General features: G+C 63.9%; 11 protein-coding genes. 7 read left to right on the forward strand and 4 right to left on the reverse strand.

Going from position 1 to position 13,556, the window contains the following annotated elements; translation table 11 throughout:
- The 5 genes from C7I87_RS09900 to C7I87_RS09920 all read left to right on the forward strand — a co-directional run.
- Positions 1 to 2,072: DUF5801 repeats-in-toxin domain-containing protein (locus C7I87_RS09900; RefSeq protein WP_149904203.1), on the forward strand; the 2,072-nt coding region annotated here is incomplete at its 5' end.
- 72 nt (positions 2,073 to 2,144) lie between these two features.
- A complete protein-coding gene (locus C7I87_RS09905) occupies positions 2,145 to 2,513 on the forward strand; it encodes a hypothetical protein (protein WP_149904021.1) in 369 nt (122 codons plus the stop codon).
- 89 nt (positions 2,514 to 2,602) lie between these two features.
- On the forward strand, positions 2,603 to 3,736 hold the full coding sequence (locus C7I87_RS09910; protein WP_246696245.1) for a type 1 periplasmic-binding domain-containing protein: 1,134 nt from the start codon (positions 2,603 to 2,605) through the stop codon (positions 3,734 to 3,736).
- Between the two features lie 49 nt (positions 3,737 to 3,785).
- Positions 3,786 to 4,445 (forward strand): thermonuclease family protein, encoded by a 660-nt coding sequence (locus tag C7I87_RS09915; RefSeq protein WP_246696240.1) that lies wholly within the window; start codon positions 3,786 to 3,788, stop codon positions 4,443 to 4,445.
- Positions 4,446 to 4,589: 144 nt separating this feature from the next.
- Entirely contained in the window at positions 4,590 to 5,345 is a 756-nt protein-coding gene (locus tag C7I87_RS09920; RefSeq protein WP_149904022.1) for a GGDEF domain-containing protein, read from the forward strand.
- A gap of 152 nt (positions 5,346 to 5,497) precedes the next feature.
- Here the strand turns inward: C7I87_RS09920 and smc are convergent, their stop codons facing one another.
- The 3 genes from smc to C7I87_RS09935 form a co-directional block, all read right to left on the reverse strand.
- A complete protein-coding gene (gene smc / locus C7I87_RS09925; RefSeq protein ID WP_149904023.1) occupies positions 5,498 to 8,956 on the reverse strand; it encodes a chromosome segregation protein SMC in 3,459 nt (1,152 codons plus the stop codon).
- Positions 8,957 to 9,016: 60 nt separating this feature from the next.
- Positions 9,017 to 9,760 (reverse strand): DsbA family protein, encoded by a 744-nt coding sequence (locus C7I87_RS09930; RefSeq protein WP_149904024.1) that lies wholly within the window; start codon positions 9,758 to 9,760, stop codon positions 9,017 to 9,019.
- Positions 9,761 to 9,924: 164 nt separating this feature from the next.
- A complete protein-coding gene (locus C7I87_RS09935; RefSeq protein ID WP_149904025.1) occupies positions 9,925 to 10,425 on the reverse strand; it encodes a DUF721 domain-containing protein in 501 nt (166 codons plus the stop codon).
- A gap of 49 nt (positions 10,426 to 10,474) precedes the next feature.
- On the opposite strand from C7I87_RS09935, the gene mutY reads away from it, so the two are divergent.
- Together mutY and C7I87_RS09945 are read left to right on the forward strand one after the other, a co-directional pair.
- Complete coding sequence (gene mutY / locus C7I87_RS09940) at positions 10,475 to 11,629, forward strand: A/G-specific adenine glycosylase (protein ID WP_149904026.1); 1,155 nt, start codon at positions 10,475 to 10,477, stop codon at positions 11,627 to 11,629.
- Positions 11,622 to 12,233 carry an HAD family hydrolase gene (locus C7I87_RS09945; protein WP_149904027.1) on the forward strand — a complete coding sequence of 204 codons (612 nt, stop codon included), beginning with the start codon at positions 11,622 to 11,624 and terminating at the stop codon, positions 12,231 to 12,233. Before mutY ends, C7I87_RS09945 begins: the two co-directional genes overlap by 8 nt.
- Positions 12,234 to 12,297: 64 nt before the next feature.
- On the opposite strand, the gene C7I87_RS09950 is transcribed toward C7I87_RS09945, so the two are convergent.
- Positions 12,298 to 13,431 carry a site-specific DNA-methyltransferase gene (locus C7I87_RS09950; protein ID WP_149904028.1) on the reverse strand — a complete coding sequence of 378 codons (1,134 nt, stop codon included), beginning with the start codon at positions 13,429 to 13,431 and terminating at the stop codon, positions 12,298 to 12,300.
- Between the last annotated feature and the right edge of the window lie 125 nt (positions 13,432 to 13,556).

Below are 13,556 nucleotides of genomic sequence, written 5' to 3' on the forward strand. Positions count from 1 at the left end.
TGGGCGGGCAGATCACCATCCATGACGACGGCCCCTCGATCACGCTGAGCGGGGCGGCGGCGCCAACGCTTGACGTCGATGAAAGCTACCTGGCGAACGGCTCGACACCGAACGCGGCGCTGACGTCAGCTTCGGCCGCCTTTGCGGGAATGTTCACCGTCGTGCAGGGTGCCGACGGCGCCACCACCAGCTACGGCGTGAGCGTCTCCTCACAAGGTGTGACCTCTAACCTGATCGACTCGGCTACGGGCCAGGCAGTGGTGCTGACACAGAGTGGCGGCACTGTTTCGGGCTATGTCACCGGCCACAGCGGCGATGCCGCCTACCTGGTGTTCACACTCGCGGTCGACACAGCGAGCGGCCAGGCAACGCTGTCGGAGTTCCGCGCCGTCCACCAGAATACTGCAGACAATCCAACGGACACCTCCGAAGGCATCAGCCTGACCTCAGGCCTGGTGACACTGACGGCGACCGTGACCGATCACGATGGTGACCACGCCTCGCAGTCGATTGATCTCGGCTCCAAGGCCACTTTCCATGACGACGGTCCTTCGCTGGGCTCCTTCACGTCGGGCACCATTCCCAACGAGGTCGGATCGCTGGCAGGCTTCTTCTCGCTGGTACAAGGCGCGGACGGCATTGATCACTTCAACATCACCGGTCCGGCGATCACCGGTATCACCTACAGCCAGTCGCACACCGCGGACGGCACGACCGTTCTCCACGCCACGGCCGGCGCGACCGATGTTTTTGATCTGACCGTGCGAGCGGACGGAACCTACGAGTTCGATCTGGTCACACCACAGGCAGCGACGGCGGTGTCGGTGGCGCTCGGCGGCATCACTGCCGGGGGTCCGCAAAATCATGTTGAGGTAGCTGGCGGGACGGTCGAGCTCGAAGCTCTGAGTGGCGGAGGAATAAATGCGTCCACCCAAGGCTTCGGCGTCGCAAACAACCACTTCACGACTGGCGAGTCGTTTTGGATCGAGTTCCACTCTCCGGGCAACACGGCGACGAACGACGCGCATGGCGTGAACGGGCAGCTCGTCGATTCGGTAACGTTTACCGCCAACGGCTCGGGCACGGTCGACTGGACAGCTTACAATTACGCCGCGGACGGCACGACCATCTTGAACCAGCAGTCCGGAACGGCCACCGTCGTTGGCGGGCAGTTGATCATCGACCCGACGATACAGTTCAACTCGATGACCGTAGCCAGTACCTCGGGCGATATGCGCCTCGATAACTTGAGCTACTCAAAGACCGTGTTGCCACCCGACCTGAATCTTGCCTTCCAAGTCTCAGCAACCGACCATGATGGAGACACAACGTCGACGTCATCGCTCAATATCCATCAGGTGGCATCAGGTAGCGGCGGCAGCTTCACCCTTACCGGGACAGCAGGCGACGATGTGATCGCCGGAAGCTCGCACACCGATACGATCGCAGGCGGAGCCGGAACCGACATTGCCGACTATACCGGCAGCGTTGGGGCCATCTCGATCCATCTTGCCGACGACGGCCATGCGTCGGGTGCGCCAGCAGACCCCAATAACCCAGCGGCCGGAACGATCGGCGGTGGCGACGCCGCAGGCGATACGCTTACCGGCATCGAGGGTCTGATCGGCGGCTCCGGTGACGATCATCTGTTCGGCAACGCCCTTGCCAACTATCTCGCCGGGGGCGCCGGTAACGACACACTCAACGGCGGCGGTGGCAACGACATCCTCATCGGCGGTGCCGGTCAGGACACGCTGATCGGCGGCACGGGGGCCGACACGTTCAAGCTTGATCACCTCGACATCAAGGATCTCATCAGCGACTACAGCGGCGTGGGCGGCGACGGCGACAAGATCGACCTGACTGCGCTCTTCGACACAGCGCCAGCTGGTAACATCAGCAACTACGTGCACTACAACAGCGGGACTGGCGCGCTGAGTGTGGACACCAGCGGCTCGGGTAACCCCGCCAATTTTGTCGACGTGGCGCAGCTTACGAACACACCCGTCGCTGGCACGATTACGATCCTTTACGACGACAACACCCATGCGCAGCACACGGCCACGATTTAGCACTTCTGCGCGCTCGTGCTCCCATGCTATGCATTAGTGGAACATGAAATGGCAATTTGGAGAGGGGCTTACATGAATATTCGCGCAAGATTGCTGATTTCGGCCACGGCGCTGCTCTTGGCCGGATCGACCGGCTTTGCAGCCGACATCATCGAAGGCCCGACGGCCGATTATTGCCGCACCGTTGGAACGTCCAACCTCGTGCTGACCGACAACACGGTCGACCTCACGAAACAGGTCGTGAAGCTGATGGACGAATCCGTCGCGGTCGCCAACAGCCCGGAATGGATCCATTCATCCCGGCCGGTCTTCGTCTGGGCATCGGAAGCCAAGGTCGCCTGCGGCATGGCTTACGGGTACCTGAAGACCAACTACAAGGACGAAGATACGCTCAACAAGTGCGAGTGTTTTCACGACCGCATGGTCGAGTACATGAACTGACCGCAGGAGCGAGAGCGCGCTGGCAGAGAATGGAATCTGACCGGCCGGTCCACGGCCCGCGGACATGGGTGGTCGCTTCCGCGCTGGCCATGTCGTTGCTCGGCTGCCAATCGAAAGGCGCGGTGTCCGACGCGCTCGATCCCGCTGCGATCCAGGCCGCCAATCCGCCGGCTGCTGTTGCCAACGCAAGCCTGGCAACGCAGTCCCTCGGCACCGGCCCCACAAGAGTCGCCATGCTGCTGCCCCTCTCCGCCCCCGGATCCGCGGGGGAAAACGGCAGAAAGATGCTCGATGCCGCCAAGCTCGCGATGACGGACCTCGGCAACCCGCTGCTGATGCTTACCATCGAGGACACGAGGGGAGACGCGACCTACTCCCAGCAACTGGCGGTAAAGGCCATAACCTCGGGAACGAAAGTGGTCATCGGTCCGACCGAACTACCGGCGGCGCAGCATGTCGCGAAACTGTCGGGCTCAAACCGGCCGGTGGTTCTGGCTCTTGCGGACAATTTTGCCGGTGGCCCGGGCGTCTATGCGGTATGCCTCAGCGAGGCGGACAGCGCCGCCGCGGGAGCCGGCGCGATCGCGGCCAAGGGCGGCAAGAAGTTCGTCCTGCTGGTGCCGGCGGGCGCGAGTGCCGATATCATGGAAAAGCGGGTCGCCAACAGCCTCAGCGTGTACGGAGCCGCACTTGCGATCACCATACCCTATACGAGCGCCGACAGCGCGGCCAAGGCGGTGGCGGACATGGGCTCGCTGGTGGACGCGCCCGATGCCGTGGTCGTTGCCAGCGGCGACAGCAATCCGTCGCCAATCCTGATCGCCCTGAAGGCAAAGGGCATTCCTGGAAAATCGACTCCCGTGATTGGCACGAACCGCTGGCTGGAGCACCCGACCAGTCCACTATTCGAAGGGGCCTATATCGCGACGCTCGACCAACACGAGACAGGTCCGATTTCGGATCGTTTCAAGGCAACCTTCAACTACCAGGCTGACGTCAATGTCGCTTATGCCTATGACATGGTTGCCCTGACCGCGGGAATTGCGAGCGCTGCCGGTCCCAACGGTTTCAACAGGCAGGTCTTCGAGAACCGGAGTGGATTTCGCGGATCGACCGGCTTGTTCAGGTTCCGCGCGGATGGATCCAGCGAACGCTCGATGCCGTTTTACCGGATTGAAAAGGGTGCGCTCAAACTGGTTGCCAAATCGACGTCCAGCTTCTAGCGAACTTGGCGCCGGCGGCCTGATGGGGCATGCCGGACGCTTTCGCCTGATGATTGCGGTCGCAAGCCTCGAGCTTCTCGTCGGCATCCTGCTGCTGGTCAAGGCAGCGACCCTGTTCCCTGTCGAACGGACCGCCACCGGCCCGGCCCCGGACATCAGCGATGAAGTCGCGCAACACCCGGTTCGATCGATCGTCAATTCGGCCCGCAAGATTGCCGAGAATCTCATCACACCGCCGCAGATCGAGGGGCCTGACGTGGAGCGGGTGGAACCTCGTTCGCCTCTTGGCGACCTCGGCCTCGCCACACGCCCCAAGCCATCGATGCCCAAGGATTGGCAGGAAACACCGCTCTACCGTCCGGTGGCCACGTCGTCGGCCGGTTTCGACTCGATGGGGCGGAAACTGTTCATCAGCGGGACCCAGAGCGTCGAGGCCGACAGGGTCTGCCTGTTTCACGATAGCGCTTGGCCTTGCGGACAGCGGGCGCGCGCGGCTTTCAACAACTGGATTCGCGGGCGGGCGCTGAACTGTTTCGTGCCTCCGGCGGTCGATCGCTTCCCCGTCGCGGCGACATGCAGGCTGGGCAAACAGGATGTCGGCGCCTGGCTCGTATCGAATGGCTGGGCGCTGGCCTTGCCGAGCGGCATCTATGGCAAGGCCGAAGCAACAGCCAGGACGGCGGAGATGGGAATCTTCGGACCCCCATAGGCGACGGCAGCCGGATACGCCGCAAAGATCGGCATCGTCTCCAGAAAGCTTGACGATTTTCCCGACGCCTCAAATTGTATTGTTCTTCGAAACCGAAATCGTAACTTGCCGGTCTTATGCTTGGCGTTCGAACGGAGATCGACGATGAGCAACGCAGCAGCTGATGTCTCGGCCCATCACGAATGGAAGAACGTCGCCTGGTTGGCGTTCCTTGGAACCATCGGCAGCCTGTGCGTCTCCCTGATCCTGAACTATCTGCTGTTGTTCAGCGAGACCCTGACGCCTTTCGGGCGCGGCATGATCACCGCAACGCTTTTGCCTTTGGTGATCTGCCTGCCGCTTTTTGTGTTCATAGGCCTGAAACTGGCCGAGATCCGTTGCTACCGGCGGGAACTCAACAGGGCCGCGACCTTCGATACGCTGACCGGTTGCCTGAACGGCACGGTCTTCACGTCGCTGATCGAGAGACGTGCAATCAGGCCTTCCCTTCCTGGCGAGCGATCGGGCGCCTTCCTGGTCATTCATCCTGAACATCTGAACGCCATCAACTTGCGCTTCGGCCTGAGCTGGGGCGACGAGGCCTTGCGCCTCATAGGCTCAACCATCCGGTCTTGCGTGCGCTCGCAAGACGTCGTCGGCCGCATAGGCGCGTCCATGTTCGGCGTCTTCCTTCCCGGAACGAGCGAGGCCGAAGCCAGGATGGTTGGCGAGCGTATCCGCGCCAGCGTCTCGCAGGTCTATTTTGCCCCTCAGGGCGCCGAGGAGATCCTGGCCGTCACCGTCGGGGGCGTGGTTTTCGAGCAGGATCTGGACTTCGAGGACATGTTCCGGCCGGCGGAAGAGAGCTTGTCGGGCAAAGGCGGTTTTGAACTGTCGCGTATTCAACGCGCTTCAACCTGAAGCCCCCAAGACTGGTTCGGTTTTGCCGCGACTTTTGCGACCATCGGGAAAGTCGATGCCAGAATCCATGGCTTATCGCCCGCGATCCCTTCGCTACGATCCTTGGCTGACGGCGAACGCGCAGCTCCTACGGGGCCGCGGCGCTGTCAGCGTCAGCTTGCCTCGCGCATCGCTTCCGCGGCCTGCAAGTCGACGGAGACCAACTGGCTGACGCCCTGCTCGGCCATGGTCACGCCGAACAGACGATCCATGCGCGCCATGGTGATGGGATTGTGGGTGATGATGACGAACCGTGTCTCGGTGGTCTTGGCCATCTCGTCCATGAGATTGCAGAAGCGCTCGACATTGTGATCGTCGAGCGGCGCGTCGACTTCGTCGAGCACGCAAATCGGCGCCGGATTGGTTAGGAACACGGCAAAGATCAGCGACATCGCCGTCAGCGCCTGCTCGCCGCCCGACAGCAGCGTCATGGTCTGCGGCTTCTTGCCGGGCGGGCGGGCAAGAATCTCCAGCCCCGCCTCCAGCGGATCCTCGGATTCGATCAGTTGCAATTCCGCCGTACCGCCACCGAACAGATGCGAGAACAGGCGCTGGAAATGGCTGTTGACCACATCGAAGGCGGCCAGCAGCCGCTCGCGGCCTTCACGATTGAGGCTCTGAATCGCTTGCCTGAGCTTGCGGATCGCTTCGATGATGTCCTCGCGCTCGGACACGATCGTCTCCAGGCGCTCGGAAAGCTCCTTCTGCTCTTCCTCGGCGCGCAAATTGACGGCGCCGAGCCGTTCGCGCTCGATCTTCAGCCGATCCAACCGGCGTTCGATCTCGGCCATCTCGGGCATCGGATCGTCGGCTTCCAGGCCGGTGTGGCGGATGACCAGATGCGGCGGCGTGTTGAGCGTTTCCTGGATGCGCGCCTCGACCTCCAGCCGGCGTTCGTCGGCCGCCGTCAGCCGTTCCTCGGCGCGGGCGCGGGTTTCGCGCGCTTCGGCCAGCGACTGGATGGCACCTGTGGCCGCCTTGTCCAGTTCGGCCTGCCTGTTCTCCGCCTCCTGCAGACGGTCGGCGGCCGCCTTGCGCAAGGTCTCGGCCTCGGTGAGCTGCGATAGCAGCGCACGGCGCTTGGCGTCGATCTCGTCGGGCGCATCGGCCAGCCGTTCGCGCTCGGCCTCGGCCTCGGCCTTCCGTTCGCCGAGCGAGGCGATCTGTGTCGAGGCGTTTTCGGCGCGCACCAGCCAGTTGCTGCGCTCGGCGCCGATGGCATCCAGCCGTCGCGTGCGTGCCTCGGCTTCGCGCCGCAAGCCTTCATGGACGGCGCGCGCGTCGGCCAGTGCGGCGCGGTCGCGCGAGACATTGGCGGAAGACTGTTCGAGCTGCAATTGCAGGTCGCCGAGATCCGGCGCGTCCTGCAGTAGCATCTCGGCCTCGACGAAAGCCGCCGACGTCTCCTCATGGCTGTCGACGATGCGCGCGCGGGCCTCGTCCAAAGCGGCGCGACGGCTCAAGAGTTCGCCGCCGGCTTTCTCGGCTTCAGCCAGCGCATTGCGGGCGGCGTCGAGCCGGTGCTGGGCATCGCGTCCGGCCTGACGCGTGGTTCGCTCCGCTTCGCTTGCCTGGCGCAGGGCCAGCTCGGCCCCTGCCAGCGCCTCCTCGGCCTGGCGCAGGACGAGGGTCGCCTGCACCGCTTCGGCGTCGAGTTCGGCAAGCCGGTTCTTCTGCGCCAGCCGTTGTGCGGCGGCGGTCGGTGCGTCGGCGCTGGCGGTCAGGCCGTCCCAGCGCCACAGCGCGCCCGCGCGGCTGACCAGGCGTTGGCCGGGCGCCAGAAGCCCCTGCAACCGGCGGCCGTCAGCGGCCTCGACGATGCCGATCTGCGCCAGGCGGCGGGCAAGTTGTGCTGGCGCACGAACTACGCTGGCAAGGCTCTTGATCCCTTCGGGGAGCGCGGCGTCGCCGGGCTGGATTTCGCTTTCGCCCCAATGCGCCGGTGCGCTGCGGTCGAGCGGCACGTCGAGGTCTTCGCCCAGGGCCGCGCCCAGAGCCGTCTCGAAGCCGCGCTCGACGCTGATCTGCTCCAACACGGAAGGGAAGAGATCGCCGCTGGCCGCGTTCAGGATCTTGGCCAGCGTGCGCGCTTCGGTCTCGATCCCAGCCAGTTCCGCCCTGGCGTCCTGAAGCGGCGGACGCGCGGCACTTTCGGTGCCACGAGCATCGATGACCGATTGCTCGGCCTGCGCCATCGCGGCCTCGGACTCTTCCAGCAACGCCAGCGCCTGTTCGACCAGGATCCGTTTCTCGGCCGGATCCGGCAGGCCGGCCACCTTGGCGAGGATGTCCGACAATTCCCGATCGACATCGGCGAGCTGGCGGGCGAAGCGATCGCGCCGCTCGGCGGTTTCGCGCAAGGTCCGTTCGATCTGATGGCGCGAGGCGGCGGCCTCGGCGCGCTCGGCGGTCAGCGCAGCAAGCTTGGCCTCGCTTTGCGCAAGCGTCGAGGCTGCCTGTTCGAATGCCGCGCGGGTGGTGGCCTCGCGCTCCGCGGCACCTGCGTTTTCGGAGTTCAGCGCGGCCTCTTCCGCGCGCAGGCGCTCGAGAACGTCGGCATTGTCGCGCACCATCCGCTCTTCGCGGGCGATGTCGCCGTCGAGCTGCTGCAGCCGGCGCTCGATTTCCGTCTGGCGGGCACGGATGCGGCCAGCTTCCTCCTCGATCTGCGACCTGGCGATCGACAGCCGCTGGAAGGCCGCTGCAGCCGCGGCTTCCGCGTCGCGCAGGTCAGGCAGGCGATGGGCGGAGATGGCCTGCTCCCTGGCCGCGTTCATCTGCGTGGCGGCGCGGTCGCCGACGAGCGCCGTGGCCATGGCCAGCGCCGAACGCGCCTCGCCTTCCTGCGTCTTGGCCAGCGTCCAGCGCAGTTGCAAGAGCGTGGCTTCGGCCTTGCGGATGTCGGCGGACAGGTTCTTGAAACGAGACGCCTGGCGCGCCTGGCGCTTCAGGCTTTCGATCTGGCTTTCCAGTTCGCCGACGACATCGTCCAGGCGTTCGAGGTTCTGTTCGGCTGCCTTAAGCCGCAGTTCCGCCTCGTGGCGGCGGGTGTGCAGGCCGGAAATGCCCGCCGCCTCTTCGAGCAGCGCGCGACGCGCTTGCGGCTTGGCCTGGATCAGTTCGCCGATACGGCCCTGCCCCACCATCGAGGGTGAGCGCGCGCCGGTCGACTGGTCGGCGAACAGAAGCTGCACGTCCTTGGCGCGCGCTTCCTTGCCGTTGATGCGGTAGAGGGAGCCCGCCTCGCGCTCGATGCGGCGTGACACCTGCAGTTCGTCGGCATCGTTGAAGGCCGATGGAGCCGAGCGGTCGCTGTTGTCGAGGAAAAGCGTGACTTCGGCGGTGTTGCGGGCGGGACGCGTGCCCGAGCCGGAAAAAATCACGTCGTCCATGCCGGACGCGCGCATATTCTTGTAGGAGCTTTCGCCCATCACCCAGCGCAGCGCCTCGACGAGGTTCGACTTGCCGCACCCGTTCGGCCCGACAATGCCGGTCAGGCCGCGTTCGATGACGAACTCGCCTGGTTCGACGAAGGACTTGAACCCAAGGAGGCGGAGGCGCGAAAACTTCATTCACGCGCCTCACAAAGGCGGGCAGCGCCGGAGCGCTGCCGCCTCGGCGCTGAGCTGATGTCAGAGCAGAGGGTCGATGATGGCCGACATTTCCTCAATCGACATCGCCCCTTTGTAGGTCTTACCGTTGATGAAGAAGGTCGGTGTCGAGTCGACCTTGAATTCATTGGCGCCACGCTTTTGGACCGATCTCACATCGTCCAGAAGTTTCTGGTCCGTCAAGCAGGCCTCGAAGGACTCCTGTGTAAAACCGGCCAGCTTGGAGATTTGCAGCAGCGCCTCCTTGGTGTTGGACACGCCGACCCAGTTCGCCTGCTGCCTGAACAGCACATCGACCATCGGGAAATAGTTGTCCTTGGAGCAGCGCGCCAGCATGAAACCGGCTTCGGCGCTCGGATCGAAGGGGAATTCGCGCAGGATGTACCGGGCCTTGCCGGTATCGATGTACTTCTTCTTCAGCTCCGGGAAGGTGGTTTCGGCGAAATGCGCGCAGTGCGGGCAGGTCATCGAGGCGTATTCGACGATAGTGACCTTGGCGTCATCCTTGCCGAGCTGCTTGTCGGGCAGCGCACCCGGCTTCAGCAATTCAGCCATATCCACCGTGCCTTGCGCCTCCGGCACCTGGACCGCGGCGGGCGTGGCCGGCTTTGCAGGCGTTGCCGGGTCCGTGGGCTTCACATCCGCCGCCTTGGCCTGTTCGCCGGAATCGCTGCAGGCGGCGAGCAGGGCCACCGCCGGGATGGCGGCCAGCGACGTCAGGACGTTTCTGCGAGAGAAGCTTTGGCCAAACGGGGTACGGCTCATACGAATCACCTGACAAGGGTTGGATTTTGCAATGCAATGGCACGAAAAAGCGAGAGTTGGCGCGAATTAAGGCATCCCTGTCCCCAATCCAATCGCGAAACCTGACAAGGGTGATCACGAATGCGCGAGATTAACGACAAACCGATGACTGTTTCCAGTCAGAACTAGGCTTTCCTTCCCCCCAAAATGGTCGCACCCAGCCTTTCCAGCGAGGCGCGCAGCCCGTCATCCTCGATCAACCCGACAGTATCGGCCAATTTCGCCTTTTCCGCCGGGCTCAGTGGCCTGAGGGCAGGCCTGGGCCGGGCTTTTCCGGAGCTTACCGGCTTCTGCACGATCCTGATGCGACCTATTGCGGTAAAGCCAAGGAAGGCGTTCACGCGGTTGATGATCTCGCCGGTCTCGTGCTGCAGATGAAGGGCGGCCATGCCTTCGCAGGCGATAACCAGCACGGCCGGCTCGAACGGATCGTCCTCGTGCAGGCGACGCGGCCACTGGATCTTTTCGGGCCGCGAGTGTTTGGCGAGGCGCGGTCCGGCTATCTCTTCCCAGGACTGGACGAGACCAATCGAGATACCTGCCCGCTTACGCAGCACCGGGTCGAGGATCTCGGTGGCGAGATCGCTCACCGGAACGGGATTGCCGAAGGGCCTTTTCCCTGCCATGTGCTCCAGCCACGACCCAGCAGATACCGGCCAGGCCAACGCAAGATCAATGGCACCAGCAGACGAGACCCGCAAGGCCCTGACCCGCAAGGCCCCGAACAGCAAGGCCATCTCAGACGATACGGCGTCACGCCTGCTCGCCTGGTATGACGCGCATCATCGCGAACTGCCGTGGCGGGTGACGCCGCGCGAGCATGCGCGCGGCGTGCGGCCCGACCCCTACCGTATCTGGCTGTCCGAAGTGATGCTGCAGCAGACCACCGTCGAAGCGGTCAAATCCTATTTCCGCGCCTTTGTCGAGAAATGGCCCGATGTCGAGGCGCTGGCCGCGGCGCCGACTGAGGATGTGATGAAAGCCTGGGCGGGGCTCGGCTATTACTCCCGCGCCCGCAATCTCAAGGCCTGCGCCGATCTGGTGGCGGCGCGCGGCGGCCGGTTTCCCGACACCGAGACCGGACTTCGAGAATTGCCGGGGATCGGCGCCTATACGTCCGCGGCAATAACGGCGATCGCCTTCGACCGTCCCGCCGCCGTTGTCGACGGCAATGTCGAACGCGTCATCTCAAGACTGTTTTCAATCACGACGCCGCTGAGCGAAGCCAAGGCCGAGATCCGGGGCCAGGTCGAGCGCATGGTGCCAGCGACGCGGCCCGGCGACTTCGCCCAGGCGATGATGGATCTGGGCGCCACGATCTGCACCCCGCGCCGGCCGCGCTGCATGCTGTGCCCGCTGCGCGGGGGCTGCAGCGCCGTCATTGCAGGCGACCCCGAGAACTTCCCGGTGCGGCTGCCAAAAGCCGACAAACCGCTGCGGCGCGGCGCGGCTTTCGTGGCCGCGCATGAGGACGGCGCCATTCTTTTGCGCAAGCGGCCGGAAAAGGGGCTGCTCGGCGGCATGACGGAAGTACCGACAACGGCATGGACGGCGCGAGTGGACGGAGCGACCACGGAGGCCGCGGCGCCCTTTCCCGGCGACTGGCGGCACGCCGGAACAATCACGCATGTCTTCACCCATTTCGCTCTCGAACTCGAAGTTTTTCGCGCCCACATCAAAGGTGATGCGCCGGAGGGGTACTTCTGGTCGGCCGCCAGTGAGATTTCAGGCGAGGCGCTGCCGACTGTCATGAAAAAGGCAATCGAGGCTGCGATACCCGGCGCGACGAAAAAGCCGTCGCCATTGAGTGCAAAGAGGCCCCATGACTGAAATCCGCCACATCGTTTTCGACATCGGCCGCGTGCTGATCCACTACGATCCGAACATTCCGTTCAGCCGCCTCATTCCCGATGCCGAAGAGCGGAAGTGGTTCTTCGACAATGTCTGCACGCATGATTGGAACATCGAGCAGGATCGCGGCCGGACCTGGGAAGAGGCCGAGGCACTGCTGATCGCGGAGCATCCCGAGCACGCCGAAAACATCCGCAATTTCCGCCGCCACTGGCACGACATGGTGCCGCATGCCTATGACGACAGCGTCGCCATCATGCTCGGCCTGATCGAAAGCGGCCATGATGTCACCATGCTGACCAACTTCGCCTCCGACACGCTGGCGGAAGCGCGCGAACGCTTCGATTTCCTGGATCGTCCGCGCGGCGTCACCATTTCCGGCGAGATCGGCAAGATCAAGCCGGACCGTGACATTTACGATCATCACGTGGCTGCGTTCGACCTCGAGCCGTCCGCGACGCTGTTCATCGACGACAGCCAGAAAAATGTCGACGGCGCCAAGGCCGCGGGCTGGCAAGCGGTGCTGTTCACTGACGCCGAGACGCTTCAAGCAGATCTTGAGCGCTTGGGGATAAAGGCGTGATCCGAATCGCTTACGGCGGTCCGTTGAGGCTTTGAACCAACGAATAGAAGGCAAGCGGCAGGGGTCAGCCCCCTGCCCGCTCCATGCCGAGGCGGGCGATGCGGCGAAGCTCGTCGATCGGGGTAAGGCCGCCGCTGCGCTCATAATGCCAGAAGGTCCAGCCGTTGCAGGCGTCCAGCCCCTGCACCTCGGCGCCGATCTTGTGGATCGAGCCTGCGCTGTCGCCGATCGCCACCGTGCCATCGGCGCGAACCTTGGCGGCCCAGCGCTTCTTGGCGTCATAGAGCGTGGCGCCGGGCGTCACCAGCCCGGTGTCGATCAGGCTGACGAAGGCGACGCGCGGCTCGGCGCGCTTGCCGGTAAGCACAGTGAGATCCGCTTCGTCGAGTGGCCGCACGGCGTCGATGCGCTCATTGGCGGCGTCGATATAGGCCTGCTCGCGCTCGATGCCGACGAAGTGGCGGCCGAGGCGCTTGGCCACGGCGCCGGTCGTGCCGGAGCCGAAGAACGGGTCGAGCACGACGTCACCCGGCTTGGTCGAGGCCATCATGATACGGGCGAGCAACGCCTCGGGCTTCTGCGTCGGATGCAGCTTGTCGCCATTGTCGTTCTTCAGGCGCTCACCGCCGGTGCAGATCGGGAACAGCCAGTCGGAGCGCATCTGGATATCGTCGTTCGATGCCTTCAGCGCTTCATAGTTGAAGGTATAGCCCTTGCCCTTCTGATCGCGCGAGGCCCAGATCATCGTCTCATGCGCGTTCTGGAAGCGGCGGCCGCGGAAATTCGGCATCGGGTTGGTCTTGCGCCAGATCACGTCATTGAGGATCCAGAAGCCGAGATCCTGCATCTTGGCGCCGACCCGGAAGATGTTGTGGTAGGAGCCAATGACCCAGATCGTGCCATTGGGCTTCAGCACGCGCCGTGCCGCCAGCAGCCAGGCGCGGGTGAAGGCGTCATAGGCTTCAAAACTCTCGAACCGGTCCCAGTCGTCGTCGACCGCGTCGACCTTGGACTGGTCGGGACGGTGCAGATCGCCGTCGAGCTGTAGATTGTAGGGGGGATCGGCAAAGATGACGTCGATCGACTTCTCGGGCAGGCGGTCAAGGGCCGCCACGCAGTCGCCTTTCAGGATGGTGTCCAGCCATTCGGATTGCTGGGGAGCGTGGGAGAGCTCGTCGAGAAGACGCACGGCTGACATTTTTACACCCAAGGCACGCGTTACTGTTTACTCCCCGTTATGGTTACCGATCAGCGTAAATATTCGGTGAAGCTTTAGCGATCCCGTGGAGGAGTTTGCGAAGCCGTGCCCATTGGTGTATGCCG

It is taken from the genome of Mesorhizobium sp. SARCC-RB16n, assembly GCF_008520305.1.
In the GTDB taxonomy this organism is placed as follows: Bacteria; Pseudomonadota; Alphaproteobacteria; order Rhizobiales; family Rhizobiaceae; genus Mesorhizobium.